21 protein-coding genes are annotated in these 25,529 nt (G+C 66.5%); 13 read left to right on the forward strand and 8 right to left on the reverse strand.

Annotation, left to right across the window (positions count from 1 at the left end; translation table 11 throughout):
- Nucleotides 1-26: 26 nt before the first annotated feature.
- On the reverse strand, nt 27-395 hold the full coding sequence (locus FBY03_RS07905) for an antitoxin Xre/MbcA/ParS toxin-binding domain-containing protein (RefSeq protein WP_147171649.1): 369 nt from the start codon (nt 393-395) through the stop codon (nt 27-29).
- A 152-nt stretch (nt 396-547) separates the two neighbouring features.
- Between FBY03_RS07905 and FBY03_RS07910 the strand changes: the two genes are divergently transcribed.
- Genes FBY03_RS07910 through FBY03_RS07920 form a run of 3 tightly spaced genes read left to right on the forward strand, consistent with a single transcriptional unit; the run spans nt 548 to nt 3,715 of the window.
- A complete protein-coding gene (locus FBY03_RS07910; protein WP_147171650.1) occupies nt 548-3,151 on the forward strand; it encodes a YdbH domain-containing protein in 2,604 nt (867 codons plus the stop codon).
- Nucleotides 3,152-3,167: 16 nt separating this feature from the next.
- Complete coding sequence (locus tag FBY03_RS07915; protein WP_025167127.1) at nt 3,168-3,359, forward strand: YnbE family lipoprotein; 192 nt, start codon at nt 3,168-3,170, stop codon at nt 3,357-3,359.
- Between the two features lie 11 nt (nt 3,360-3,370).
- On the forward strand, nt 3,371-3,715 hold the full coding sequence (locus tag FBY03_RS07920; protein ID WP_147171651.1) for a YdbL family protein: 345 nt from the start codon (nt 3,371-3,373) through the stop codon (nt 3,713-3,715).
- A gap of 104 nt (nt 3,716-3,819) precedes the next feature.
- On the opposite strand, the gene FBY03_RS07925 is transcribed toward FBY03_RS07920, so the two are convergent.
- The 3 genes from FBY03_RS07925 to FBY03_RS07935 all read right to left on the reverse strand — a co-directional run bounded on the left by FBY03_RS07925 (nt 3,820) and on the right by FBY03_RS07935 (nt 7,698).
- Complete coding sequence (locus FBY03_RS07925) at nt 3,820-4,692, reverse strand: DMT family transporter (RefSeq protein WP_256677889.1); 873 nt, start codon at nt 4,690-4,692, stop codon at nt 3,820-3,822.
- Between the two features lie 313 nt (nt 4,693-5,005).
- The gene (locus FBY03_RS07930) at nt 5,006-6,139 is read right to left on the reverse strand and encodes an LLM class flavin-dependent oxidoreductase (protein WP_147171653.1); all 1,134 of its coding nucleotides are present in this window, start codon (nt 6,137-6,139) and stop codon (nt 5,006-5,008) included.
- 374 nt (nt 6,140-6,513) lie between these two features.
- A complete protein-coding gene (locus tag FBY03_RS07935) occupies nt 6,514-7,698 on the reverse strand; it encodes a flavin-dependent monooxygenase (protein ID WP_147171654.1) in 1,185 nt (394 codons plus the stop codon).
- Nucleotides 7,699-8,012: 314 nt separating this feature from the next.
- Between FBY03_RS07935 and FBY03_RS07940 the strand changes: the two genes are divergently transcribed.
- The 7 genes from FBY03_RS07940 to FBY03_RS07970 all read left to right on the forward strand — a co-directional run bounded on the left by FBY03_RS07940 (nt 8,013) and on the right by FBY03_RS07970 (nt 17,372).
- Nucleotides 8,013-8,525, forward strand: a complete 513-nt coding sequence (locus FBY03_RS07940; protein ID WP_147171655.1) for a flavin reductase family protein — start codon at nt 8,013-8,015, stop codon at nt 8,523-8,525.
- A 10-nt stretch (nt 8,526-8,535) separates the two neighbouring features.
- A complete protein-coding gene (locus tag FBY03_RS07945) occupies nt 8,536-10,215 on the forward strand; it encodes an FAD-binding protein (RefSeq protein WP_147171656.1) in 1,680 nt (559 codons plus the stop codon).
- Entirely contained in the window at nt 10,203-10,958 is a 756-nt protein-coding gene (locus tag FBY03_RS07950; protein WP_147171657.1) for a glucose 1-dehydrogenase, read from the forward strand. The genes FBY03_RS07945 and FBY03_RS07950 overlap by 13 nt, the downstream gene beginning before the upstream one ends.
- A gap of 158 nt (nt 10,959-11,116) precedes the next feature.
- On the forward strand, nt 11,117-12,214 hold the full coding sequence (locus tag FBY03_RS07955) for a ferredoxin--NADP reductase (RefSeq protein WP_147171658.1): 1,098 nt from the start codon (nt 11,117-11,119) through the stop codon (nt 12,212-12,214).
- A 359-nt stretch (nt 12,215-12,573) separates the two neighbouring features.
- Nucleotides 12,574-13,317 carry an SDR family NAD(P)-dependent oxidoreductase gene (locus FBY03_RS07960; RefSeq protein WP_147171659.1) on the forward strand — a complete coding sequence of 248 codons (744 nt, stop codon included), beginning with the start codon at nt 12,574-12,576 and terminating at the stop codon, nt 13,315-13,317.
- Between the two features lie 74 nt (nt 13,318-13,391).
- On the forward strand, nt 13,392-14,966 hold the full coding sequence (locus tag FBY03_RS07965; protein WP_147171660.1) for a FadD3 family acyl-CoA ligase: 1,575 nt from the start codon (nt 13,392-13,394) through the stop codon (nt 14,964-14,966).
- Between the two features lie 141 nt (nt 14,967-15,107).
- Entirely contained in the window at nt 15,108-17,372 is a 2,265-nt protein-coding gene (locus tag FBY03_RS07970) for a bifunctional diguanylate cyclase/phosphodiesterase (protein ID WP_147171661.1), read from the forward strand.
- 19 nt (nt 17,373-17,391) lie between these two features.
- On the opposite strand, the gene FBY03_RS07975 is transcribed toward FBY03_RS07970, so the two are convergent.
- The 4 genes from FBY03_RS07975 to FBY03_RS07990 form a co-directional block, all read right to left on the reverse strand.
- Nucleotides 17,392-18,360, reverse strand: a complete 969-nt coding sequence (locus FBY03_RS07975) for an acetyltransferase (RefSeq protein ID WP_147171662.1) — start codon at nt 18,358-18,360, stop codon at nt 17,392-17,394.
- Between the two features lie 12 nt (nt 18,361-18,372).
- The gene (locus FBY03_RS07980; RefSeq protein ID WP_147171663.1) at nt 18,373-19,161 is read right to left on the reverse strand and encodes an SDR family oxidoreductase; all 789 of its coding nucleotides are present in this window, start codon (nt 19,159-19,161) and stop codon (nt 18,373-18,375) included.
- A 123-nt stretch (nt 19,162-19,284) separates the two neighbouring features.
- Nucleotides 19,285-20,466 (reverse strand): sulfotransferase, encoded by a 1,182-nt coding sequence (locus FBY03_RS07985; protein ID WP_256677891.1) that lies wholly within the window; start codon nt 20,464-20,466, stop codon nt 19,285-19,287.
- Nucleotides 20,463-21,578, reverse strand: a complete 1,116-nt coding sequence (locus FBY03_RS07990) for a DUF1214 domain-containing protein (protein WP_147171664.1) — start codon at nt 21,576-21,578, stop codon at nt 20,463-20,465. Before FBY03_RS07990 ends, FBY03_RS07985 begins: the two co-directional genes overlap by 4 nt.
- Before the next feature lie 280 nt (nt 21,579-21,858).
- On the opposite strand from FBY03_RS07990, the gene FBY03_RS07995 reads away from it, so the two are divergent.
- The 3 genes from FBY03_RS07995 (at nt 21,859) to cysN (ending at nt 25,384) form a co-directional block, all read left to right on the forward strand.
- Complete coding sequence (locus tag FBY03_RS07995; protein WP_147171665.1) at nt 21,859-22,344, forward strand: SRPBCC domain-containing protein; 486 nt, start codon at nt 21,859-21,861, stop codon at nt 22,342-22,344.
- Nucleotides 22,345-22,520: 176 nt separating this feature from the next.
- Complete coding sequence (gene cysD, locus FBY03_RS08000; RefSeq protein WP_256677893.1) at nt 22,521-23,480, forward strand: sulfate adenylyltransferase subunit CysD; 960 nt, start codon at nt 22,521-22,523, stop codon at nt 23,478-23,480.
- A complete protein-coding gene (gene cysN, locus FBY03_RS08005; RefSeq protein WP_147171667.1) occupies nt 23,480-25,384 on the forward strand; it encodes a sulfate adenylyltransferase subunit CysN in 1,905 nt (634 codons plus the stop codon). The genes cysD and cysN overlap by 1 nt, the downstream gene beginning before the upstream one ends.
- Nucleotides 25,385-25,529 lie beyond the last annotated feature (145 nt).

Consider the following 25,529-nt stretch of genomic DNA (forward strand, 5'->3'; position numbering starts at 1 on the left):
CGAGCGCAGTCGCTTTTCATCACCCGTCAGGCCTTGCCGCGGATCGCATCGAGATATTCCACCACCCGCACCAGCCCCTGCACCTGACCCATCAAGAGCAGCGGCACGCCGGCCAGATGGCGGTTTTCGGTGCGCAAAAAATGCTGCATGTCCTGCAAGTTGCCGCCGAACAGGGCAAACAACGCGCGGTAGGCCCGAATCAGCAACAGCGCCAACTCACCGGTTTTGCTTTGCGGGCGCAGGCCACTGTCGGCCCACCGGTTAATCGCCGTGCGATGGACACCGACGATGTCGGCTAACTCCTGCTGCGTCAGCCCCAATTGCTCGCGGGTACTGAGCAAGGCTTTGGCCAATACCGCATCGGCATCGACTACCGGTCGAATAAGTGCGCTCATAACCGCCGACCTCTTGATTCATTCACAACAATACTAGTACTAAATGATGTAAATACACAAACACGATCACACCATGATTGGCAGCCAGGGGCACATGGGTTAACGTCCAGCGACAGCATGCGTTCTGCCTAAAGGACTACGGATTTGTGCCCATGATCAGCCGACGCGCCTGGCTGCGAATCATCAGCGTGTTCGTTCTGCTGTTGTTATTGAGCGGCTACGCCTATCTCAGCTGGGCGCGCTTGCTGGAGCGCTACGCTATCCGTCAGCTCGACTGGCAGGGTCCCAGCCTGTCGTTCGAAGGCATTACCCTGGCGCACCTCACCCTGCGGCAACAGGACAGCAGCGGCGGCTTGCTGGTGCAGGCCGAACAACTGCGCCTGGCCTGGCGCTCATTCAGCTTCGCCCCACCCTTCTGGCAGGATATTCAACTGGGCCGACTGCTACTGGCCTGGCAACCCGCCGCAAAGCCTGCAGAGGCGCAACCAAACGACATACTGTTTGATCCACAAGCGCTCGCGACCGCACTGCCCTGGCTGCCGCTTAGCCTGCGCATCGACGGGTTTTCGGCTGAACTGCCCTGCGCAAGCGGGCGCTGCACACTCCAGGGCGACCTGCAGGCACTTCGACGGGAACGGGCGCTGGAACTGCGACTCAACCTGCAGCACGACGCACAGCATCTGGCGTGGCTCGCGCAGCTGCAGGGCACAGCCGATGAGGCGTCACTTCAGCTGGATCTGACGATCAACCAGCACCCCCAACTGAGCCTGCACAGCAGCCTGAGTAACAGTCCCGACGGGCAGCTATGGCAGGGCACGCTGTCAGCCCCCGAGCTGAACGAAGCCGCCGCCCTGCACAGCTGGTTAAGCGTTTGGGCGCTAGCACCCGGCCTACAGCTGCCCAACCTGCCAAGCGCTGCGCAACTGGCGGCGAACTGGCAGTTACTATTGCCACCCGGCGCCCTGACGCTGCAACGGCTGTACAGCGCTTCCGGGCAGTTCGAGGCCGCCGCCACGCTGCCTGCACCCTGGGCCATTCCTGGCATCGGCCAGCTACAAGGCAACCTCGACATCGCCGCGCGCGGCGAACAGGGCCAATGGTTCGCCGAACGACTGACCGCCGACCTGCAACTCGATCAACTGGCACCGGCCTGGCTAGGCGACTTGCCGCCAGCGCTGCACAACGACTCGCTGCATCTGCGCATCCAACCGAGCGCCCCGCTCGGCGGGCTGCCCGCCAATCTGCAAGGCCGCGCCCTGCCCCTGGCGATAAACCTGCGCAGCGATGGCGCCACCACACTTGAGCTGCAGGCCCAACTGGCACTGGCGAATGCGCCCCCCTGGGCAGTGCACCTGGCCGATGCGCAGCTAACCGCCAGCAATCCGGGCATCGCCTTCGCTGATTGGAAGACTCGAGACTTGAAGGCCGCGCTTAAACTCAATGGCTACCTGGATGATCAGCAACTCGAGCTCAAGCTGCTAAAAGGTTCGCAGTTAAACCTCGGCGAACTGGCCAGCGACGAGCTGCGCCTGAGCCAACTCAGCGGCAGCACCGACGGCCTGCAACTGCACGCGCAACACCAAGCCGGCAGCCTGCAAACCTGGCGCCTGCAAGGCCCCATCACCCTGGCAACCCAGCGCCTGGAGCAGGCGGCGCTCAAGCCGCAAGGCTGGCACTGGCACGGGCAACTCGCCGCCACGCAGGAACAAGTCGAGCTGAACGGCCAACTGTCCTCGGCTGCCGACTTACAGCTGCGCCTGCAGCTGCAGCACAGCGCCAATCGTGGCCTACAGGCACAGGCGCAGCTGCCTGAGCTGTTTCTTCGCGCCGGCAATCCACTGGCCAGCACCCTGGCCGATTGGCCTGCCCTGCTTGATCTGAACAACGGCCGCCTGAGCGCCGATGCACACCTGAGCCAAGCGCCGAACGGCAGCGCCCCCAGCGTACAGCTCGACCTCTCCGGCAAAGGCCTTGCCGGGATCTACGACCGGACCGAGCTCACCGGCCTGGACGGCCGCCTGCACCTCGAGCTGAATCCGCGGCAACTGGATATCGAGCTGGTCAACCTGAGCCTGGAGCAAGCCAACCCGGGCATCCCCATCGGCCCCCTGCAGCTGCGCGGCCGTTACAGCGCGCCCATCAGCCGACTGGATAAAGGCCAGCTACATGTGCAACAGGCCCAGGCAATGCTGCTGGGCGGCACGGCCCAGCTAGCCCCTGACCGGTGGAACCTGCGCCAGGACAGCCTGCTTTTCCCGCTTGAATTACGCGGCCTGAAACTGGATCGGCTGTTTACCCTCTACCCCACAGAAGGGCTAGCCGGAAACGGCACACTCGACGGTCAACTGCCGCTGCGCATAAGCAGCGGTGGCATCGAAATCGCACAGGGTCAAATGGCGGCTCGCCCACCGGGCGGCCGCCTGCAATTCGACTCGGAGCGAATCAGGGCACTGGGGCAGAGCAACCCCGCCATGCAGCTGGTGACGCAATCGCTGGAGGACTTTCACTTCACCACCCTGAACAGCCAGGTCAACTATGATCAGCAAGGCACGCTAAGCTTGGCCATGCGCCTGGAAGGCCAGAACCCGGCTATCGAACAAGGCCGCCCGATCCACTTCAACATCAATCTGCAAGAAGACATTCCCAGCCTATTGGCCAGCCTGCAACTGACCGATAAAGTGAGCGAAATCATCAAGCAGCGGGTGCAGCAGCGCATATTGCAGCGCAGAGCAGCCGCCATCCCCAAGGGGCCTTAACCAAGGAGAAAGCGCCATGCGCTTGCGTAGTTATCTCGCCGCCCTGTTGCTAGGCCTGCTGAGTGCAGCCTGTACCCCGACGGTACAACTGCAGGCACCCAAGGAGCCGATCAATATCAATCTCAACGTGAAGATCGAGCACGAAATCTATATCAAGGTGGATAAAGCCCTGGACAGCATGTTCAGCGAATCCAGCGGACTGTTTTGAGGAGCCCGACCATGACCCTGTTTAAACGCTTTGCCGGCCTGTTGTTGCTGCTCAGCCTGAGCCTGCCAGCCGCCGCGCTGAACCTCAATGAAGCCATGTCGGCCCTCGGCGACGCCAAAGTCAGCGGCCAGCTCGGCGAGATGCCCAACGGTTACCTAGGGGTGGTCAAAGGCGGCGGCCAGGCCAGTGAAATCGCCCGACTGATCAACCAGGCGCGCCGCGCCGAATACCAGAAGCTGGCGGCGCAGAACGGTATCCAACTCAGCGACGTGGAAGCCATCGCCGGGCAGAAAGCCCTGGATAAGACCCCGCCCGGGCAATATATCCAGGTGCAAGGCCAGTGGCAGAGAAAGTGATCGGTGCCGGCAAGGTGGGTTGAGCGCAGCGCTACCCAGCAAAGCTTTTTGAGCCCAGCGCCCACAGGGATTGGCCCAGTGCCACTGGCTAATCCACTTGGCCCCTATCGGCCTCGACCCTGCATATAGGCGATGCCCAGTCCTGCCAGCATGATCAAGGCCATGCCGAGCAGAGCCCTGGCGTCCGGCACCTGGTCGAAGACCAGCCAGCCGAACAGCCCGGCAAACAGTAGCTGGCCATAACTGAAGGGCGCCAGGATCGCCGGCGAGGCCTGACGGAAGGCCAGGATCAGCAGCTGATGACCGCACATGCCGATCACCCCGAGGCTGAGCAGGCCTAACAGGTGTTGCCACTGCGGGGTTTGCCAGAAAAATGGGATCAACAGGCTGACAATCAGGCAGTTGATTGCCCCCGCGAGAAAATTGCTGGTCGCTGCGCTGTCATGCGCCGCACTGATCCGGGTGAGTATCTGATACAGGGCAAAGCACAGGGCCGCACCCAGCGGCCATAAGATAGCCGGAGTAAACATCGCACCGGCCGGCCGCACGATCACCAGCACCCCGATAAACCCCAGCACTACCGCCAGCCATTGCGCCAGGTTGATCCGCTCGCGCAGCAGGGTGGCCGACAACAGGGTGACCAACAGCGGCGCCAGGAAGATCACCGCGGTGGCCTCGGCCAGCGGCACATAACGCAGCCCGGTGACGAACAGCAGGCTCACCCCCAGCAGCGCCAGGGCGCGAGTCAGCTGCAACCAGGGCCTTTGGCTGCGCAGGATGCTCAGGCCATGCTTGGGCAGCAGCACCGCCCCCATCAACAGGGTGTGCGACAGATAGCGGAACCAGGTAAGCACGAGGATCGGGTACAGGCCCGCCAGGTACTTGGCTACCGCGTCATGGCTGGCGAAACAGGCGACCGACACCAGCGTCAGCAAAATACCGCGCAGCATCGGGTTACTCACAAGGGCGCTAGGCATCAGGGTATCCAGGCAGGCAATGCCGGCGCACAAGCCTGGCATCTAGATCAGGGGGCGGCGACTTAAGCCTCAGCGTAGCCAGCCAAGCGGCGCCGCGCCGGGCGCAACCTCCGCGCGGCCCGTGGCGGGGTGTTGCGCCACTGCCACAGCCGGGTTCGCGAGGCAGTCTACCTGCTCCGCCGTGCCTTGTACGCGGACTCACATAGCCCGGTGCGGCGCGCCCACTAAAAAGCCCGCGGATGACTGTTCATCCGCGGGCTTTTCGCTGCTGCAATGCGTACCTGGGTCGGCACCTCGGGCATGACCCGAGGGATCAGGCCTTGGTCGGTTGCTCGCGGAAGTAGGGAATCACCTGCTCGCCGATGTTCTTCAGGGTTTCCAGCTGCGCCCACTGCGGCACCGTACCCATCTGGCAAATGAACAGGATCTCGTCGGCACCGGCCTCCTGCAGACGCTGCACGTAGCCGATGCAATCCTCGACCGTGCCGTAGGCGTGGTTGGGGTTCATCATCGACATGGTCGGGTCGGAGAAGTCCACTGTCACCTCTTCCGAGGCGAAGCGCGACTTGATCACCGCCTGGCCGTTGCCATCGACGAAGGTGTCGTCCTTCCACTTCTCCGGGTCCGGGCGCTCGCCGCCGGCGTACCAGTAGGACAGCGACTCCATAAAGTAGCGCTGGCCGCGAATGCCGATCTGCCGCGCCTGCTGGTTGTCTTCGAGGACGATGGCCGGACACAGCGCGGCGATATGGCGGATCGGGCGGAAGCCGACCTGATCCTTGAGCTCACGCTTGTCCCAGGCCTCGTGGTACACCGCAACCTTCTTGGCGATTTCCTCGGGGCCGCCGAAGCCCAGCACCAGGGCGCCCATGCCACGCTCACCGGCGCGCTTGAGCGATTCGGTGTTGGTGCAGGCCAGGTACATCGGCGGATGCGGATCCTGGTAGGGCTTGGGGTGGATCGGCCGCAACGGGATCTGCACGAAGTCGCCGTGGTGCTCGATCTCGTCCTGCACGAACATCTTCGGGATCAGGTACATGGCCTCGTCGATCTGCGGCTGCAGGGTCGCCAGGTCGTAGCCGAAGGTGCCGGCCTCCTGCTGGGTACCGCCCTTGCCGACGCCGAAGTGCACGCGGCCCTTGGACAGCAGGTCGAGGGTGGCGATGCGCTCGGCCACCTTGACCGGGTGATTCATCGCCGGCGGCAGGCACACCACGCCATGGCCGATGCCGATGCGCTCGGTCTTGCCGGCGACGAAGGCGAGCATGGTTTCCGGCGCGGACATGTGCGAGTAGTTGCTCAGCGCGGTGTGCTCAACGCACCAGAAGGTGTCGAAGCCGAGCTTGTCGGCGAGCACCGCCTGCTCGACCGTGTCCTGGAAAATCTTGCGGTCGCCGGCGCGGCTGGAGTCGACTGTCTGTGCCTCATAGATCAGGGAAAATTTCATTCGCTAGCCCTTCTTGTTCTGGATTCGGTTGAGCCTGGGAATCCCTAGGCCTTGCGCGCATGGTCGAGGATCGAGGGGCCGGCGGAATCCTCCAAACAGACTACTTGGATCGGTACTGCGCAAAGCACGACGCCCGCGGTTGCGGGCGTCGTGGAGGGGTTAGGCGACGGCACTTGGCGAATCGATTAAGCGCGAGCCAGCCTGTGTGAGAGCTATGCCGTGCGGCCGCGCCTCAGAACTTGTTGCGGATCTCGCGAGCTAGAGCGAGACAAGGCAAAAACAGCCGAGGAAGCGGAGTTTACAGCTGTAAATGAGCATTCCGAGGCTGTTTTTAACGCAGTATCGCCGACGCACAGCAGATCCGAGGCAGGGTCTCAGAGGAAGAAGTCGCTGCTGTCCTGGCCCATGCTCACCCCGCCGAGGTTCCAGGCGTACTTGGCCGGGCTGTTGGCGACATGGGCGCGGCCGGTGTGGATGTCGCGGAAGGCGCGGTTGATCGCGTGGCTGCGGAAGATGGTCGAGGCGCCGCTGTTGAACATCAGCTCACCCACCGCCCGCGCGCACTTGTCGGCGACCAGCGCCGAGTCGTAGCGCATCTTCACCCGCTCGCTCATCGCCAGCGGCTCGCCGTTCTGCGCGCGCTGCAGCATCAGTGCGAAGTTGCGGTAGAGCACCGTCTTGCACTCGTCGACACAGACCATAGCGTTAGCCAGCGCGCTCTGCGCCGCCGGGTCCTGGACCATCTTGCGCCCGTCGTTGACCCCGACGCGCGCGCGGTTGTGCGCGACGAACTGGTCGACCGCGCCCTGCAAGGCGCCAATCGCCGAGGACGACACGGCGCGCACGAAGATCTGGCCGAACGGCAGGCGGAACAGCGGCGCCGTATTGACCGCGTTGCCCGGGCTGTTCTGCATGAAACCGTCCAGCGCGCGGTGAGTGCGGTACTCGGGCACCCAGGCGTTCTCCACCAGGATGTCGTGGGAGCCGGTGGCTTCCAGGCCCATGACGTTCCAGTTGTCGACTATCTGGTAGTCGCCGCGCGGCACCAGGAAGGTCCGGTAGTCCGGCGCCCCACCCGCTTCGGCCGGCGGCACCATGGCGCCGAGGAACACCCAGTCGCAGTGCTTGCTGCCGGAGGAGAAACCCCAGCGACCGCTCAGGCGGAAACCACCCTCAACCCGCTCGACCTTGCCCACCGGCATATAGGAGGAGGAGATCAGCACGCTGGAGTCCTGGCCCCAGACGTCCTGCGCGGCGCGGTCGTCGAACAGCGCCAGCTGCCAGTTGTGGATGGCCACCACGCCGAGCACCCAGGCCGAGGACATGCAGCCCTCGGCGAGGCACATCTGCACCTCGAAGAAGTCCTTGGGCTCCAGCTCGTAGCCTTCCCAGCGGGCCGGCTGGAGGATGCGAAAGAAACCGGCGTCCTGGAAGTCGCGGATGGTTTCCTCCGGCAATTGGCCCAGCGCGGCGGCCTGCGGCGCGCGTTCGCGCAACAGCGGCACCAGTTCGCGGGCACGTTGCAGCAGACGTTGGCGAATCAGCTCTTGGTCGAGCATCTTGTTGTTCTCCTCTGTTCGCCCCGTCCGCCGGGGCGCGCGTTCAGCGGTAGCGGATCGCCCTGCCCGGCAGCGGCGGCCCACCCTACGCGGACATTCAAACAACAGCGCAAGCGGCCAACATCCCTCAAACGGACCATATGCCTAGACACTGAAATCAGGGTCGACGAGATAGCACGCCAGGTGAATAACCGCGGCAGTTCGCCTAGTCCCCTCGGACGATGTTGCCGGGCCAAGCCGTTGCAAGAATCCATCGCACTCCATGCACCACCGAGCGTGCACAACCAAGCCTTGTACAACGAGAGGGCCGTGCGATGAACCCAGTCAATCTGAAAACCGAGATGCTCCAGGCCATGCGTCGTCTGGCCAAGTCGGTGACCATCATCACCACCAGCAACGGCACCGAGCGTTTCGCCATGTCCGCCACCGCGGTCGACTCGCTCTCCACCGAGCCGCCGTCGCTGCTGATCTGCGTCAACCAGACCGCCTCGCTGCACGCGGTGCTGGACGCTGGCGCGGACTTCTGCGTGAACATCCTCGGCCTCGAGCAGGAAGAGCTGTCGCACCTGTGCAGCGGCCCGATCAAGGGCGAGGCGCGCTTCCAGCGCGGCAACTGGCTGAGCAGCGCCGACGGCATCCCCTACCTGGGCGATGCGCAGTCGGCGATCCTCTGTCGCCAGGACGGCAAGTTCAGCTACGGCACCCACAGCATCTTCATCGGCCGCATCCAGCAGATTTACAACGCTGATTCGATCAGCCCGCTGGTCTACCTGGATGGCGGTTACACCACCACCGCGCCGGCGCCAACCCTCGCCGCAGCCGGCTGAGGCGCGCGGCATGACGGCGACCGAGGCTCTTGCACCCCTGCGGGTGAGCGCTGCCGAGGCGCTCCACTGGGACGACCGCGCCGAGTTGCTGGTGGTCGGTTTCGGCGGCGCCGGAGCTTGCGCGGCCATCGAAGCGAGTGAGCGCGGTCTGTCGGTACTGGCCCTGGAACGCTTCGCCGGCGGCGGCGCCACCGCGCTCAGCGGTGGCGTGGTGTATGCCGGCGGCGGCACGCCCTATCAGCAGCAGGCCGGCTACAACGACAGCAGCACGGCGATGTTCGACTACCTGCGCCAGGAAGTCGGCGAGGCGGTAGCCGCCACCACCCTGCGCGACTTCTGCGAGCGCAGCTGCGAGCAGCTGGCCTGGCTGGAACGCCAGGGCGTAGCCTTCGAGGCCAGCGTACCGCCGCACAAGACGTCCTACCCGAGTGACCAGTACTACCTCTATTACTCCGGCAACGAAGCGGTGCCGGCCTATGCCGCGCAGGCCGCGCCGGCGCCGCGCGGGCACCGCAGCAAGGGGCCGGGGATGTCCGGCGCCAGCCTGTTCGCCGCACTGAAAAATTCCGCCCTTAGCCGCGGCGCACGCCTGCAGCAACAGTGCGAGGTGCGCCGCTTGATCCTCGGCCCGGGCGAACGGGTGCTCGGCGTCGAGGCCTGGCAACTGCCGCCCGACAGCCGCGCCGCGCGCTGGCATCGGCGTCTGAGCCGCTGGGCCACGGCCATCCACATGTACGCCCCGCCCCTGGCCGATCGTTTGCGCGCGCGGCTGCGGCGGATCGAGCTGAGCCACGCCGAACGCCGGCTGATTCGCGCCGAGCGCGGCGTGCTGCTGAGCGCCGGCGGTTTCATCTTCAACCCTGAGCTGGTGCAGCAGCATGCGCCGCAGTACCTGGCCGGCCTGCCGTTGGGTACCACTGGCTGCGACGGCAGCGGCATCCGCCTTGGCCAGGGTGTGGGCGGCGCGCTGGCGCGGATGGACAAGGTCAGCGCCTGGCGTTTCATCAACCCGCCGCTGGCCTGGGCGCGCGGCCTGATCGTCAACGGCAGCGGCCAGCGCTACTGCAACGAAGAGGTCTACGGCGCCACCCTCGGTCACGCCATGGTCGAGGAGCAAGGCGGCCGCGCCATCCTGATCCTCAACCGGGCCTTGGTACGCGAGGCGCTGCGCCAGGTCGGCCCGGGCAAGGTCTGGCAGTTCCAGCGCCTGCCGGTGCTGCTCAACCTGCTGGCCAACGCCAAGCGGGCGGCCAGCCCGGCGGCCCTGGCCGAGCACTGCGGCCTGCCGTCGGCGCAGCTGGAGCAGAGTCTGGCCGAGTACAACCGCGGCGCCCGCGGCGAAGTAGCGGATGCCTTCGGCAAGTCGCCGGCCATGCTCGCCTCTCTGGAGCAAGGGCCCTGGTATGCCCTCGACCTGTCCTTCGACAGCCGCCTGTTCCCCTGCCCGGTCATTACCCTCGGTGGGCTCAGGGTCTGCGAGCGCAGTGGCCAGGTGCTGGACGCTGCCGGCACAGCCATCGCCGGCCTGTACAGCGCCGGGCGTAACGCCGTGGGCATCGCCTCCAACCTTTATGTGTCCGGCCTGTCACTGGCCGACTGTGTGTATTCCGGCCGCCGCGCCGCCGCCCACCTGGCGACCCAGATTCAACCCGCAACAGCTCGATCAGGAGAACAACAATGCAACGAGTAGAAGGCAAAGTCTGCATCATCACCGGCGCCGCCAGCGGCGTCGGCCGCGAGGACGCCCTGCTGCTGGCCCGTGAAGGCGCCAAGGTGGTGCTCACCGACCTCAACGAGGAGGCCGGCCGCCAGGTAGCCGCCGAGATCGGCGACAACGCCCTGTTTATCCGCCAGGACATCGCCAGCGAAGCCGACTGGCAGAACGTGATCAAGTTCACCCTGGAGCGCTTCGGCCGTCTCGACGTGCTGATCAACAACGCCGCCATCCTCGCCCTCGGCAGCATCGAGGACACCAGCCTGGAGCTGTGGCAGAAGGTCCAGCGGATCAATGGTGAGGGCTATTTCCTCGGCTGCAAGTACGCGGTACTGGCGATGAAGGAAACCGGCGGCGGCTCGATTATCAACATGTCCTCGGTCGCGGCCCTGGGCGGCATGCCGATGTTCTGCGCCTACTCGGCGTCCAAGGGCGCGGTGGCGGCCATGACCCGTTCCGTGGCCCTGCACTGCAAGCAGCAGGGTTATCGCATCCGCTGCAACAGCGTGCACCCGGACGGCATCAACACGCCGATGACCCAAGCCCTGACCGGCGGCCAGCCGATCCCCCAGGAAACCCTCGACCAGGACCCGATGAACCGCATGTGCGCACCGCGCGACATCGCCAACCTGGTGCTGTTCCTCGCCTCGGACGAGTCGCGGTTCATCAACGGCAGCGAGCTGCGGGTGGACAACGCCCAGCTGATCAGCGGCCTGTAAGAAGGTGTTTTCAAAATCGGCGAGCGAAGGTCAGGCAAGGCAAAAATGGCTGAGGAAGCGGAGTTTACGAGCTGTAAATGAGCATTCCGAATGGCATTTTTAACGCAGCATCACCGAGCGCAGACAATTTGAAAATAGCTTCTGAGACGGAGGTGAACATGGGTACCCAGCAGCTGCACCTGACGCCTGTCGAACAGGCGCCGTCCAGCGCCAGCTACCGCCTGCAGGTGGCCGAGGTGATCGACGAAACGGCCGACGCCCGCTCGCTGGTGCTGCGGGTGCCCGCCGAGCTGCGCGAACGCTTCGCCTACAAGCCGGGGCAGTTCCTCAGCTTCCGCGTGCCCTACGCAGGCAAGCTGCTGACCCGCTGCTACTCCATGGCCAGCTCGCCGCACTGCGATGCACTGCCCAAGGTGACCATCAAACGGGTCGCCGACGGCCGGGTGTCCAACTGGATGAACCAACAGGTGCAGGCCGGTGACTGGCTGGAGGTGCTGCCACCGGCCGGGCATTTCTGTTTGAGCCAGAGTCATCCAAGCGCCGGCGAGCACGAGCTGGTCCTGTTCGGCGGCGGTTCGGGCATCACCCCGGTGTTCTCCATCCTCAAGTCGGCGCTGCAGACCAGCGCCCGGCGGATCAAGCTGATCTACGCCAACCGCGACGAGGCCTCGGTGATCTTCAAGGCCGAGTTGCGTCAGCTGGCCAAGGCCAACGGCGAACGCCTGCAGGTGGTGCATGTACTGGACTCGGTGCAGGGCTTCCTGACCGCCGCCGAGGTGCGCCAGCTGGTACGCGGGCATGCCGGCGCCGAATTCTTCATCTGCGGTCCCGGGCCCTTTATGGACACGGTGGAAGGCGCGCTGCTGGCGCTCGGCGAAGCGCCGGCGCGCATCCATGTCGAGCGTTTCGTCTCGCCGCCCGACCCGGATGAGCTGCTGGCGCAGGAGGCCCAGGCGCGCGCGGCGAGCCTCGACTCGGCCTGTGAGAGCCTGAGCGTGGAGCTGGACGGCCAGCGCCACGAGATCGCCTGCCAACCCGGCGACACCCTGCTGCAGAGCTGCAAGGCGGCCGGCCTGGCGGTGCCCTCCTCCTGCGAGGAAGGCTTCTGCGGCGCCTGCATGTGCCGGGTCGAGGAAGGCGAAACCCAGCTGGCGCGCAACGACGTGCTCAGCGCCCAGGAGCTGGCCACCGGCTGGACCCTGGCCTGCCAGAGCCGACCGAGCAGTGCGCGGGTGCAGTTGAAGTTTCCCGATTGAAGCGTTGCTCTTTGTGTCTGTTCCTTTTTCCCCGGCTTCGGCCGGGTTTTTTATCCTTGAACGTTGCGCCGAGCCGCAGCTTTTGTAGGGTGGGTTAGCCGCGCAGCGGCGTAACCCACCGGCGCGACCGCGACGGACACCGCCCACCGCAATGTCATCCAGCCCCTACGCGTGCCGCAGCAATGGTGGGTTACGCCTACGGCTAACCCACCCTACGAACGCCCCATGCCGCGCACCCATCCTGCGCGCCAATCGATGCCCTTGCCTTCGGCTTAGTCCCATCGGACGATCACTGCTAGCAAGTCGCTGGTTAGACTGCGTATCAGGCATTTGGCCCACAACAATAAAGAGGTTCAGTTATGGCGCGTTTGCAGAACAAGGTGGCGGTGGTGACCGGCGCCGCATCCGGGATCGGTCTGGCCTGTGCACGGCGCTTCGCCGCCGAAGGCGCACAGGTGGTGGGGCTGGATATCGGCAGTGCACCGGCCGAGTTTCCCGGCCTGTTCATGAGCCTGGACGTGCGCGACGAGGCGCAAATCGAGCAATTGATGAACGAAATCGTCGACCGCTTCGGCCGCCTGGATGTACTGGTCAATGCCGCCGGCATCGCCGACCAGGGCAGTGTTACCGCCACCAGCACGGCCAACTGGCAACGGGTGTTGGACATCAACCTGACCGGCAGCATGCTCACCAGCAAGTACGCCCTGGCGCCGATGCAGGCGCAACGCAGCGGCTCGATCATCCATATCGGCTCGATCTTCGGCCTGCAGGGCTGCGACAACAACGTCGCCTACAACGTCGCCAAGGGCGGCATCAACCAGCTGACGCGCTCCATGGCCATCGATTACGGCCATGCCAATATCCGCGTCAACGGCCTCTGCCCCGGGCTGATCGATACGCCGATGACCTCCATGGTCCGCGACAATCAAGCCTTCCATGTCTACTTCGCCTCGCAGCATATGTTGTGCCGCGCCGGGCAGCCGGAGGAAGTGGCCAACGTCGCGCTGTTCCTCGCCTCGGATGAGGCCAGCTTCGTCAGCGGACAGATGATCGCGGTGGATGGCGGCTTCTCCGCCGGCCGGCGTTTCGCTCCGCCGCAGTAAGCCCACCTCCGCGGGCCGGACGCTCTGCCCGGCCCGCTTCCCCTTTGCCTTGATCCTCTGCCCGAGGAGGTACCATGTCGCCCGTCGAATCCACCACCATTCCGCAACTGCTGGCCAACGCCGCCCAATCCTTTGGCGACAGCCCGGCCGTCATCGACGGCGGCCGACATATCGGCTACCGCGAGCTCGACCAGTTGCGCCAGCAAGCTGCCTGCGCCTTGCTGGCGCTGGAGATCCAGGCCGGTGAGCGGGTGGCGATCTGGGCGCCGAATATCTGGGAATGGATAGTCGCCGCCAGTGCCCTGCACAGCGTCGGCGCAGTACTGGTGCCACTGAATACGCGGATGAAAGGCAGCGAGGCGGCCTACGTTCTGCGCGAAAGCGGCACCAGCCTGTTGTTCGCCATCGGCGAGTTCCTCGGCCTCGACTACCCGCGCCAACTGGCTGGTGAGCACTTGCCGCAACTGCGCCAGATCGTCGGCCTGCGTGGCGGCGCTGCGGATTGCCTGGGCTGGGCCGAGTTTCTCGCCCTCGGCCGCAATATCCCCGCTGCCGTGCTGGCGCGCCGTCAGGTGGCGGTCACGGCGCAGTCGCTGTCCGATCTGCTGTTCACCTCCGGCACCACAGGCCGGCCCAAGGGGGTGATGACCGAGCACGGCCAGAACCTGCGGGTGGTGCGCGACTGGAGCGAGGTGGTCGGCCTGCGCCAAGGCGAGCGCTACCTGATCGTCAACCCGTTCTTCCACTCCTTCGGCTACAAGGCCGGTTGGCTGGCGGCGCTGATGCGCGGCTGCTGCATCTATCCGCAGCAGGTGTTCGATGTCGAGCAGCTGCTGGCCTGCGTGACGCGCGAGCGGATCAACGTGCTGCCGGGGCCGCCGACCCTCTATCAATCGCTGCTGGCCCACCCACGGCGCGGCGACTACGACCTGTCCTCGCTGCGCGTGGCGGTGACCGGCGCCGCGGCGATCCCGGTGCAGATGATCCAGCGCATGCGCGACGAACTGGGCTTCGCGACCATAGTCACCGCCTACGGTCTGACCGAGGCCTGCGGCTTCGCCAGCATCTGCCGCCCCGGCGACCCGGCGGAGCTGGTCGCCAACAGCAGCGGGCGAGCCATGCCCGGGGTCGAACTGCGCTGCGTGGATGCCCAGGGCCAGCCGCTACCGCCGGGCCAGGCCGGCGAGCTGCTGGTACGCGGCTACAACCTGATGCGCGGCTACTTCAACGACCCCCAGGCCAGCTTGGATGCCATAGACGCCGACGGCTGGCTGCACACCGGCGATATCGGCGTGCTCGATGCCCAGGGCTACCTGCGCATCACCGACCGGCTCAAGGACATGTTCATCACCGGCGGCTTCAACGTCTACCCGGCGGAGATCGAGCAGGGCCTGCTGCAGTACCCGGGCCTGGCCCAAGTCGCGGTGATCGGCATCGCCGACGAGCGCCTCGGCGAGGTGGCCATGGCCTTCCTGCTGCCCGCCCCCGGTCGCCGCATCGAGACGTCGGCCGTGCTCGCCTGGTGCCGCGAGCGGATGGCCAACTACAAGGTGCCGCGCCGGGTGCAGGTGGTCGAGGCCCTGCCGCTGAACGCCGCCGGCAAGGTGACCAAGAATGTCCTGCGCGAGTGGGCGGCGCGCGAAGCCTAGGTGTGCCCGCACCGGCCTGGCTGGCGGGCTGGCGAGCAGGCGCAATCGGCACCGCTGGGGTGTCGGTCGGCGACGACAGACGCAACCCAGCATGCCCGACGAGTAAGCTAAAATGCGCGCCATTAACCGCCAGGTGCCGCCATGCCGGATCATTCCGAAGAACTTGCCACAACCTATATCCACCTGCTGAAAGAAGTCGCAGTAGCGACCAATGAGGCGCTGGGCGTTGAAACCGCACTGCTCGCGGCCCTGCGCAGCATTTGCCGGGTCACCGGCTGGTCCCTGGGCCATGCGCTGCGCAGCCGCGCGGACGGCAACCTGGTCTCCAGCGGGCTGTGGCACCTGCAGGAGGATCTGCCGACGGACGCCTTCGCCGACTTCCGTCGCGCCAGTGAGGCGCTGTGCTTCGCCCCTGGCGTGGGTTTGCCCGGCCGGGTGCTGGCCAGCGGACAGCCGCTGGCGCTGACCGATGCGCGGCACCAAGCCGACTTCCTGCGCCGCGACGTGGCCGCCAGCACGGGCCTGGCCGCGGCCTTCGCCTTCCCGGTACACGCCGGCGAGAACATCACCGCGGTGCTCGAGTTCTTCGCCACCCGGCCCCAACAGCTGCGTCCCGAACTGCTCGAAGTGATGGGCCAGATCGGCGTCCTGCTCGGCCGCGTGTTCGAGCGCCAGGCCGCGCAGAGCGCGTTGCACACCAGCGAGGAGCGCAGCCGGCAGATCCTCGACAGCGCCGGCGACGCCTTTATCGCCATGGATGCCGAGGGCCGCATCAGCGCCTGGAACAAGGCCGCGGTCAACCAGTTCGGCTGGTCCCAGGCCGAGGTGCTGGGACGCACGGTCGCCGACACCATAGTGCCGCTGCAATACCGCGAGGCGCACCAGCGCGGCATGCAGCGCTTCCTCGCCCAGGGCCAGTCCAAGGTCCTCGGCCAGCGCCTGGAGCTGCCGGCCCTGCACCGCGACGGCCGCGAGTTCCCCATCGAGATCACCCTCTGGTCCCTGCAGGAAGCCCAGGGCTGGAGCTTCTTCGCCTTCGCCCACGACATCAGCGCCCGCAAGCAGGCCGAACAGGAACTGGAGCACCGCGCCCTGCACGACCCGCTGACCGGGCTGGCCAACCGGGTGCTGGTGATGGACCGCCTGCGCCACTGCCTGGCCCGGCGCGACGACGCCCAGCCTGGTCTGGCGGTGCTGTTTATCGACCTGGACCATTTCAAGCGGATCAACGACAGCTTCGGCCATGACGCCGGCGACCAGGTGCTGATCAGCGTGGCGCAACGCCTGCAACGGGTGATGCGGCCGGTCGACACGGTGGCACGCCTGGCCGGCGACGAGTTCGTGCTGGTCTGCCCGGACGTCGCCAACTACCGCGACGCGGCGGTCATCGCCCAGCGCCTGCAGGACGAACTGGCCCCAGCCATCCAGCTCAAGGACGACAGCATCTTCGTCGCCGCCAGCATCGGCATCGCCATGGCGACCCCGGGCGTGGAGGCGGAGAAGCTGCTCGGCTCGGCCGATATCGCCATGTATGAAGCCAAGAGCAGCGGGCGTGCCCATTACCAGCTGTTCGACGAGCAGATGCAGATGCAGGTCGCGAGCCGGCTGCGCATCGAAAACGACCTGCACCGAGCCCTGGAACGCGGCGAGTTCCGCCTGCACTTCCAGCCCATAGTGGCGGCGGCCAGCGGCCAGGTGGCCGCCGTGGAGGCGCTGCTGCGCTGGCAACACCCGGAGCGGGGGCTGCTGGCCCCGGCCGAGTTCCTCCCCGTCGCCGAGGAGTGCGGGCTGATCGTGCCCATAGGCACTTGGGTCATCGAGCAGACCTGCCGCCTGGCCCATAGCTGGAGCCTGCTGCGCAATGCCGGTTTCCCGCTGAGCGTGGCGATCAACCTGTCCGCTCGGCAGCTGATCCAGTCCGATCTGATCGCGACGGTGCAGCGCATCTTCAACACCACCGCCTTCGACCCGGCGCGCATCGAGTTCGGTTTCGAGGTAACCGAAACCGCGGTGATGCGCGACCCCGAGGCCGCCGCCGTGACCCTGCAGGCCCTGCGCGACCTGGGCGCACGCATCTCCATCGACGACTTCGGCACCGGCTATTCGTCGCTGGCCTACCTCAAGCACTTCCCCGTCGACACCCTGAAGGTGGATCGCTCCTTCGTGGTCAACCTGGCCCAGGACCCGGTCGACCAGGCGATTGTCCGCTCAGTCACCGACCTGGCTCACGCCCTGAAGATGGTGGTGGTGGCCGAGGGGGTGGAGACGGAGGAGCAGGCGCAGGCCTTGCGCCGCCTGGATGTCGACCTGCTGCAGGGCTTCCTCTACGCCCTGCCGCAACCGGCCGAGCAACTGGAAGCCCTGCTGCGCCAGGACTTGCCCCAGGCCGCAACGGCCCTGGCCTGAAGCACGCCAGGCGGCGCTCTCAGGCCCTGGCGAACGCCGCCTCGAACGCGCTGGCGAAAGGCTCCAGCCCGACCTCGGGCAGCAGGTTGATGCCCGCCGCCCGCTTGCGCCCACCGCCCGTGGCGAAGCGCCGGCAGAAGTCGTCGGCGCCGAGGTCGTGGCTGGCCGGCACCCGCAGGCTGACGCTGAAACCGCCGCTGGACAGCGGCGAAAGCAGCGCCAGGGCCTGCTCCGGGCGCTGACGCAGCAGCTCGTTGGCCAGCACGCCACTGACCCGCCGCGCCCAGGCCGCGTCCGGCAGGCGGAATAGCCGAGCACCCGCCACCTCACGCTCGGCCACCAGGGTTGCGGCCTTGCGCATGTCGGCGGCGTAGCCCTCACGCAACGCAGCGAACACCGGGCTGGCACGGATAAAGTCGAGGGGGTCGGCAAAGGGCGCCAGCGCCTCGGCCAGCGCCGCCGGGTCGAAATGCAGGTCGGCGAGGCTCTCGCCGTAAGCGTTGTAGTTCAGGTAGCGCCCCAGTTGTTCGAGCCGGGCCAGCTCGCCGGCCGTCAGCCGCTGACCCTGACCCTGAGCCAGCGCCTGGGCCAGGCGCGGCATGGCATCGCCAAAGGCGCCGACCACCGCCCAGCGCGGGTGGCGGCCGTCCAGGTAGCGGTTGACCAGGGCGCTGGTGCAGACCTCGGCGGCGCTGTCGATGTACGACTCGAAGCGCGCATGCTGCGGCAGCTCGCCGGCGAAGTGGTGATCGAAATAGCGCAGGCTGGCGCCGTCCCGCAGCAGCCGCTGGACGTCGTCATGGTTCTGCGCGTGGGACAGATCCAGCACCGTGACCCGCTCGCCGCGGCCGGCCTGGACCCGCCGCAGCAGCGCGATGTCACGCTTGACCCCGGTGACCAGGGTCGCCCGGGGCGCCTCGGCCAGATGTAGCTGCTGCAGCGCGCAGAGCCCGTCGGCGTCGCCGTTGAACACGAAGTAGTCGCTCATCTGGCTGCCTCCTCAGCGCATCAACCCGCCGCCATTGGCGTCCAGTTGCGCACCGTTGATCGCGCTGGCGTAGTCGGAGGCCAGGAACAAGGCCGCGCGGGCGCATTCCTCGTCACCCGGCATGCGTCCGCCGGGAATCCCGGCACTGAACTCGGCACGTACCTGCTCCTCGCTGACCCCGCGCGCGGCGGCCGTCTGGCGCACATGGGCCTGCACCGGCTCGCCCCACATCCAGCCGCAGGCCAGGCCGTTGACCCGCAGGCCATGCTCGGCCAGCTCCGCCGCCAGGTAACGCACCGCCACCGCCAGGCTGCCCTTGGAAATCGCGTAGCCAGCGCCGCCGGCGTAGGGCTGGTGCACGCCCAGGGTGTTGATCATGACAATGGCGCCGGCGCGCTGGGCCTTCATCTGCGGCAGCACGGCGCGAGTCAGGTGCAGGGAGCCGAACAGGTTGACGTTCAGCGCCTCCTGCAACTGCTGGTCGGGGCAGCTTTCCAGTGGTTCGAAGCCGCCATGGGCATAGGCGCTGTTGACCAGCGCATCGATACGTCCGAAACGCGCCAGCGTGGCTTCGGCAAAGGCTTCGCAGGCCTTGGCGTCGCTGACATCGGTGGGCATCCAGAGCACCTGACAATCGCTGCCGAGGGCCTGGATGCGTTGCTCCGCCTCGCGCAGCCGCGCTTCGTTGCGCGCGCAGATGGCCACGCCGCGGGCGCCCTCGCGGGCGGCCTCCAGGGCCAGTTTGATGCCCATGCCCGGGCCGATGCCGGAGATCATCACGACTTTGTCTTTGAGCAGCATGTGCAATTCCTCTTGTGGTTATCGATCCGTTCTTTGTAGGAGCCAGCTTGCTGGCGATGCTTCTCCTGGCACTGGAAGCGCCAGATCGCCAGCCAGTTGGCTCCTACAGCTAATCCCGTCTGTTCAGGCCAGGTGGCGGGCGCGGTAAGCGCCGTAGTCGTGCTGCAGGCGCGCCTCGTCGAGGCCGAAGGCGGCCGGGTCATAGTGGTGCGCCGCGCGCTTTTCGCGGCCGTTGTCCTGCAGCCAGGCGGCCATGGCGGCGCGCACCGCGGGGCTCAACTCGAGTCCGGCGAAGCGGTAGATACGCTCGACCACGCCAAGCGGGTCGCTGACCGTGTCGGCGAAGTGCACATCGAGGAAAGCCTCGCCCGGCATGCCGTCACGCACCGCCATGCTGTGGCGCAGGGCGCGCGCCATGCGGCGGTTCCACTGCTCGCCGACCTGGGCCGGGTCGGCCTGGTCGCTGTAGAGCTGCCACAGGCAGTGGATGAAGCTGGCCAGGGACGCAATGGTCTTGCCCGGATCGCGGTGGGTGAGGATCACCTGGGCGCGCGGGAAGACCTTGAGCAGCAGCTCCAGGGTGTGCAGGTGCTGCGGGCTCTTCAGCAGCCAGCGGCGCCCCGCCGGGATGCCGCGGCGGGCCTGCTGCCATTGCAGGAACCGCAGCATCTTCTTCAGGTAGGCGTAGACCTGGGTCTGGTCCTGGCGATCGAGCCAGGCGGTATAAGCCGGCACGTTGACGTAGGAATCCATGGCGCAGAGGAAGGCGTGCTCCATGAGCATGAACTCCTCGTCCGGCTGCTCGGCATCCAGCGGGTGGATGGCCAGTATCTGCGGCACGAAGTCGATCATCGCGGCGACCTCGGCGCGCGCCCGCTCGATGCGTAGCTTCGGCTGCTCCAGGGTTTCCCCGGGCAAGGGCGCCGGGTAGCGGGTTTCCCACCACAGCGCCTTGCTGAACTGCGGGTCCACCGCCAGCACCCGTTGCAGCAGGGTGGTGCCGGTGCGCGGCAGGCCGACTATCACCAAGGGATCGTCGATGGGCTGCTGGAGAATTTCTGGATGGCGCTTGCAGTGGTCTTCGATCACCAGGCGGTTGGCCAGTTGCGCCACCAGTTTCTCGCGCAGCAACAGCCTGCCCTGTTCCGATAACTGCGCCTCGTCGCGCAGTGCCTCTGCCAGCACACCTAGGGCCTCACGGAAATCGCCGGGGCCGAAGTCGTCCAGCCCGCCGGCACGGACACTGGCCTCGGCCAGCAGGCTATCTGGGGCGAACGCATCGCCCGGCATCATGGACGTGCTCATTGCAGCTCCTTGAGGTGGTCGAGCTTGACCACTCGGGTGGTGGGGTGGACCGGCCGCTCGGCGCCGACCCAGCGCATGCACAGGGTGCCGTCGGCATGCCCGGCGGTCTCCAGCCAGTTCGCCAGGCCGGGGTCGCGGTGGCTCAGCACCAGGCGCAGCCCGCCGTCGCTGCCCAGGTGCGCCGAATGCTTGTTCAGGCAGATGCGGTGATGGCGGTAGTCCAGCGACTCCATCCAGTAGTTGTTGATCTGCAGGTTCCAGAAGTCGCAATCGGGCACCCGCTCGACCTCGATCAGCAGCGCCTCGTCCTCGGCCAGCGCCCAGTAGCCGTGGTAATAGAAGATGTTCGGATCGCCGCCCACCGCCTGGCACAGCGCCTGGTCGGCCGGCGGCAGCTGATTGGGTAGCGCCTGGTAGCCCTGGGCCCAGTCGGCGAACAAGGCCGCGGTGTTCTCGACGAAACTGGCGGCGCGTTGCAGCCCCAGGTGCAGACGCTCGGCGCTCAGCGGCTGCGGTTTCTGGCCGCTGTCCAGGCGTTCGATGTGCAACTGCGCCGGCTGCTCGCTGGCGCGGTCGAGGAAGGTCTGGCGCACCACCAGGGCGTTGCTCTCGGGTTCCAGGCGCAGCCAGTTGCCCGTTGCGGGCGGTTGCTGGCTGAGGATCAGCTCGAAGCGGCCGTCGGCGTCCAGTTGCAGCTGGCCGGCGTCGATAAAGCCGGTCTGGGTCATCTTGCCGTCACTCTCGTAGCCGCCCTTCTGGGCGCCGAAGCTGAGGTAGCTGACGCTGCCGCGCTGGCCGCTGACGCGGTAGTCGTGCCGGCCGTTGAGACGCGCGTACTGGTAGCGGTTGTCCGGGTTGTCGGCGCCGATCTTGGCGGTCTCGTGGGACGGCGAGAAGAAACCGGGGAAGTCCGCGTCGGCGAACTCCAGGTGCATATCCAGGGCGATGCGCAGCAGCCGGCTGAGGTAGCGAAAGCCCTCGGCGCGGGTCTGCGCGTCGGCCGGCGCCTCGGCGCGCAGGATCTGCTCGCCGCTGCGCTTGAGCTGGTCGCAAAAGGCCGCCCAGCTCTCACCGCTGCGCACCTGTTGTTCGATTCGGTCATCGCTTGCCATGTTCAACTCCTCGGGTCCGGCGGGCAGCCCCGCCACTGCAGCCACCTTAGGGAGGCCAATACGCTGGATTCTTCGTCTGACCGGACTAAGGAGCCGGACATCCGGCTCGGTCTTTGCTCCGGCTCGGTCTTTGCTGTAGGAGCGAGCTTGCTCGCGAAAGGGACGCGGCGAGCGGGAACCTAGTCCACCCGGACGAGGAATCTTCGCCGCTGCGTTGGGAGGATCGCGGAGGACGACGCCGCACGGTGCGTGCGTTGCCCACCCTGCCAAGGAGTCCCCCATGCCTGATGAAGAGAATCTGGTCCGCTCGCTGAGTGTCGACATCGCCGCCCCCGCCGAACGGGTCTGGGCGGTGCTGACCGATCTGGAGCGCTACCCGCAGTGGAACCCCTACACCGTCAAGGTGGAATCCAGCCTGCGCCTCGGCGAGCCGGTGCACCTCTACCTGCCCGACCCGAGCCGCCCGGGTGAACTGTTGCTGGTGGTCGAGCAACTGGCCGACTTCGCGCCGCCCCGCCTGCTGGCCTGGGAGATGCACGCCACGGCCGACAACCCCGATGCCGCGCGTCGCGAGCAGCACATCGAGAGCACAGGGCCGGCGAGCTGCCGCTACTACACCACCGACCTGTTCCTCGGGCCGACCGCGCCAATCGTCATGAAGAATCACGGCGCCTGGGTCAAGCAGGGCTTCGATGCCGTCGCCCTGGCGCTCAAGAGCCGGGCGGAGGCCCTGCAGCGCGAGGCACTCGCCGCCGCGCCGGCCTAAGCCAAGCCCCTTCTGGCCTCCCGGCGTGCGCCCAGGCGCGCCGGGCATGGACGCGGCGCAACGCCGCGCCTTGTCCTTTACCTCGGCCCTCGCCGCAATCCCCAACGCCGATCCTCGCCGCGGATTTTTTAGTCTGGTCAGACGAAGAGTGCGCCGCGCCGCGCCGCATAGCCTGTCTGCGAGGCGCGCGGCCCGCCCGACGTTCACAGCAGGCCCGGCACAACTTGAGGAGAACCACGATGTTGACCCATTTAGAACGGCTGGAGGCGGAGAGCATCCACATCATGCGCGAGGTGGTCGCCGAGTGCGAAAACCCGGTAATGCTCTATTCGATCGGCAAGGACAGCGCGGTCATGCTGCATCTGGCGCTGAAGGCCTTTGCGCCGGGGCGCCTGCCCTTTCCCCTGCTGCACGTGGACACCACCTGGAAATTCCGCGAGATGATCGCCTTCCGCGACCAGACCGCCGAGCGCCTGGGCCTGGAGCTGCGGGTGCACGTGAACCCCGAAGGGATCGAGAACCACATCAACCCCTTCACCCACGGCTCGGCCCTGCACACCGATATCTGGAAGACCCAGGGCCTCAAGCAGGCCCTCGACCAGCACGGTTTCGACGCGGCCTTCGGCGGCGCCCGCCGCGACGAGGAGAAGTCGCGGGCCAAGGAACGCATCTTCTCGATCCGCTCCGAGCAGCACCGCTGGGACCCGAAAATGCAGCGCCCGGAGCTCTGGCGCCTGTACAACACCCGCAAACGCAAGGGCGAAAGCCTGCGGGTGTTCCCGATCTCCAACTGGACCGAGCTGGACATCTGGCAATACATCTATCTCGAACAGATTCCCATAGTGCCGCTGTACTTCGCCAAGCCGCGCCCGGTGGTCGAGCGCGACGGCACCCTGATCATGGTCGACGACGAACGCCTGCCGTTGCGCGCGGGCGAGCGGCCACAACTGAAGAAGGTGCGCTTTCGCACCCTGGGCTGCTATCCGCTGACCGGCGCGATCGAGAGCGAGGCCGACACCCTGCCCGCGATCATCCAGGAAATGTTGTTGACCACGACCTCGGAACGCCAAGGGCGGCTGATCGACAGCGACTCGGCCGGCTCCATGGAAAAGAAAAAACAAGAGGGGTACTTCTGATGGCACAGGCTTGCGATCTTATCGCCGAGGATATCCAGCACTACCTGCAGGTCCAGCAGACCAAGGGCATGCTGCGCTTCATCACCTGCGGCAGCGTCGACGACGGCAAGAGCACCCTGATCGGCCGGTTGCTGTATGAATCGAAGATGCTGTTCGAGGACCAGCTCGGCCAACTCGAAGCCGACTCCAAGCGCCAGGGCACCCAGGGCGGCGATCTGGATTTCGCCCTGCTGGTCGATGGCCTCAGCGCCGAGCGCGAACAGGGCATCACCATCGACGTGGCCTATCGCTACTTCGCCACCGACAAGCGCAAGTTCATCGTCGCCGACACCCCGGGGCACGAGCAGTACACCCGCAACATGGTGACCGGCGCATCCAGCGCCGACGTCGCGGTGATCCTGGTCGACGCCCGCAAGGGCCTGCTGACCCAGACCCGCCGACACAGCTACCTGGTGTCGCTGCTGGGCATCCGCCAGGTGGTGCTGGCCATCAACAAGCTGGACATGGTCGGCTACTCCCAGGCGGTGTTCCAGCGCATCGAAGCCGAGTACCGCGCCTTCGCCGCGCAGATCGGCCTGCACACCATCCAGTGCATTCCGCTGTCGGCCCTGCGCGGCGACAACCTGATCGAGGCCAGCACCCAGACCCCCTGGTACCAGGGGCCGACGCTGCTGGAGCACCTGGAGAACGTGCCGCTGCAGGACGAGGCGCAGGGCGCGCAGCCGTTCCGCCTGCCGGTGCAGTGGGTCAACCGGCCGAACCTGAACTTCCGCGGTTACGCCGGCAGCATAGTCGCCGGCAGCATCCGCCGTGGCGAACGCATCCGCGTGCTGCCCTCGGGCAAGGAGAGTCGCGTCGCCAGCATCCTCACCCCGGCTGGCGAGCGCGACATCGCCATCTGCGGACAAGCGGTGACCCTGTGCCTGGAAGACGAGATCGACATCAGTCGCGGCGACCTGCTCGCCCTGACCGACGCCCCGCCGGCCAGCGCCGACCAGTTCGAGGCGACCCTGGTGTGGATGGACGAGGAAGCGCTGCTGCCCGGGCGCCCCTACCTGCTGAAAATCGGCACCCGCACCCTGGGCGTGACCTGCACCGAGCTCAAGCACAAGGTCAACGTCAATAACCTGGAGCACCTGGCCGCGCGCACCCTCGAACTCAACGAGATCGGCCTGTGCAACCTGCACCTGGATCAGGCCATCGCCTTCGACCCCTACACGGAGAATCGCGATACCGGCGGTTTCATCCTGATCGACCGCCTGAGCAACAACACCATTGCCGCCGGCATGCTGCACTTCGCCCTGCGCCGGGCGCAGAACGTGCATTGGCAGGCGATCGACGTCAACCGCCAGGCCCACGCCGAACTCAAGCGCCAGCAGCCGCTGATCCTCTGGTTCACCGGCCTGTCGGGGGCGGGCAAGTCGACCATCGCCAACCTGGTGGAGAAGAAGTTGCACGCCCTGGGCCGGCACACCTACCTGCTGGACGGCGACAACCTGCGCCACGGCCTGAACAAGGACCTGGGCTTCACCGAGGCCGACCGGGTCGAGAACATCCGCCGGGTAGCCGAGGTGGCGCGGTTGATGCTGGACGCCGGGCTGATCACCCTGGTGTCCTTTATCTCGCCGTTCCGCGCCGAGCGGGCCATGGCCCGCGCCCTGGTCGCCGAGGGCGAGTTCGTCGAGATCTTCGTCGACACGCCGCTCGAACTCGCCGAGCAGCGCGACCCCAAGGGCCTGTACCAGAAGGCGCGGCGCGGCGAGCTGAAGCACTTCACCGGCATCGACTCACCCTACGAGGCGCCGGAGCACCCGGAAATCCGCATCGACACCCGCGCCGATTCACCGCAGCAGGCGGCCGAAGCCATAGTCGCCTATCTGCTGGCGCATATCCCCGGACGCTGAAACCCGCTCGCCCGGCGCCGCCCCTCTCCTGCCGGCAGAGGGGCGGTGGTACGGCCCACCGACAACCCAGTATCGACCAACGCCAGCTAGGCCAAACGGACGATGCCGTCCGCCACGCGCTTGTCGATGCTCAGAGCCACTGGCA

This window comes from Pseudomonas sp. SJZ079, from assembly GCF_007993865.1.
Taxonomy (GTDB): domain Bacteria; phylum Pseudomonadota; class Gammaproteobacteria; order Pseudomonadales; family Pseudomonadaceae; genus Aquipseudomonas.

What these genes read in the sequence shown, in the direction of transcription:
- FBY03_RS07960 (WP_147171659.1), top strand. Translation starts at nt 12,574, where the DNA reads ATGGCGCGTTTGCAGAACAAGGTGGCGGTGGTGACCGGCGCCGCATCC.
- FBY03_RS07920 (WP_147171651.1), top strand. Translation starts at nt 3,371, where the DNA reads ATGACCCTGTTTAAACGCTTTGCCGGCCTGTTGTTGCTGCTCAGCCTG.
- FBY03_RS07955 (WP_147171658.1), top strand. Translation starts at nt 11,117, where the DNA reads ATGGGTACCCAGCAGCTGCACCTGACGCCTGTCGAACAGGCGCCGTCC.
- FBY03_RS07940 (WP_147171655.1), top strand. Translation starts at nt 8,013, where the DNA reads ATGAACCCAGTCAATCTGAAAACCGAGATGCTCCAGGCCATGCGTCGT.
- FBY03_RS07975 (WP_147171662.1), bottom strand. Translation starts at nt 18,360, where the DNA reads ATGAGCGACTACTTCGTGTTCAACGGCGACGCCGACGGGCTCTGCGCG.
- FBY03_RS07925 (WP_256677889.1), bottom strand. Translation starts at nt 4,692, where the DNA reads ATGCCTAGCGCCCTTGTGAGTAACCCGATGCTGCGCGGTATTTTGCTG.
- FBY03_RS07980 (WP_147171663.1), bottom strand. Translation starts at nt 19,161, where the DNA reads ATGCTGCTCAAAGACAAAGTCGTGATGATCTCCGGCATCGGCCCGGGC.
- cysN (WP_147171667.1), top strand. Translation starts at nt 23,480, where the DNA reads ATGGCACAGGCTTGCGATCTTATCGCCGAGGATATCCAGCACTACCTG.
- FBY03_RS07970 (WP_147171661.1), top strand. Translation starts at nt 15,108, where the DNA reads ATGCCGGATCATTCCGAAGAACTTGCCACAACCTATATCCACCTGCTG.
- FBY03_RS07905 (WP_147171649.1), bottom strand. Translation starts at nt 395, where the DNA reads ATGAGCGCACTTATTCGACCGGTAGTCGATGCCGATGCGGTATTGGCC.
- FBY03_RS07945 (WP_147171656.1), top strand. Translation starts at nt 8,536, where the DNA reads ATGACGGCGACCGAGGCTCTTGCACCCCTGCGGGTGAGCGCTGCCGAG.
- FBY03_RS07935 (WP_147171654.1), bottom strand. Translation starts at nt 7,698, where the DNA reads ATGCTCGACCAAGAGCTGATTCGCCAACGTCTGCTGCAACGTGCCCGC.
- FBY03_RS07995 (WP_147171665.1), top strand. Translation starts at nt 21,859, where the DNA reads ATGCCTGATGAAGAGAATCTGGTCCGCTCGCTGAGTGTCGACATCGCC.
- FBY03_RS07910 (WP_147171650.1), top strand. Translation starts at nt 548, where the DNA reads ATGATCAGCCGACGCGCCTGGCTGCGAATCATCAGCGTGTTCGTTCTG.
- FBY03_RS07990 (WP_147171664.1), bottom strand. Translation starts at nt 21,578, where the DNA reads ATGGCAAGCGATGACCGAATCGAACAACAGGTGCGCAGCGGTGAGAGC.
- FBY03_RS07985 (WP_256677891.1), bottom strand. Translation starts at nt 20,466, where the DNA reads ATGAGCACGTCCATGATGCCGGGCGATGCGTTCGCCCCAGATAGCCTG.
- FBY03_RS07965 (WP_147171660.1), top strand. Translation starts at nt 13,392, where the DNA reads ATGTCGCCCGTCGAATCCACCACCATTCCGCAACTGCTGGCCAACGCC.
- FBY03_RS07915 (WP_025167127.1), top strand. Translation starts at nt 3,168, where the DNA reads ATGCGCTTGCGTAGTTATCTCGCCGCCCTGTTGCTAGGCCTGCTGAGT.
- FBY03_RS07930 (WP_147171653.1), bottom strand. Translation starts at nt 6,139, where the DNA reads ATGAAATTTTCCCTGATCTATGAGGCACAGACAGTCGACTCCAGCCGC.
- FBY03_RS07950 (WP_147171657.1), top strand. Translation starts at nt 10,203, where the DNA reads ATGCAACGAGTAGAAGGCAAAGTCTGCATCATCACCGGCGCCGCCAGC.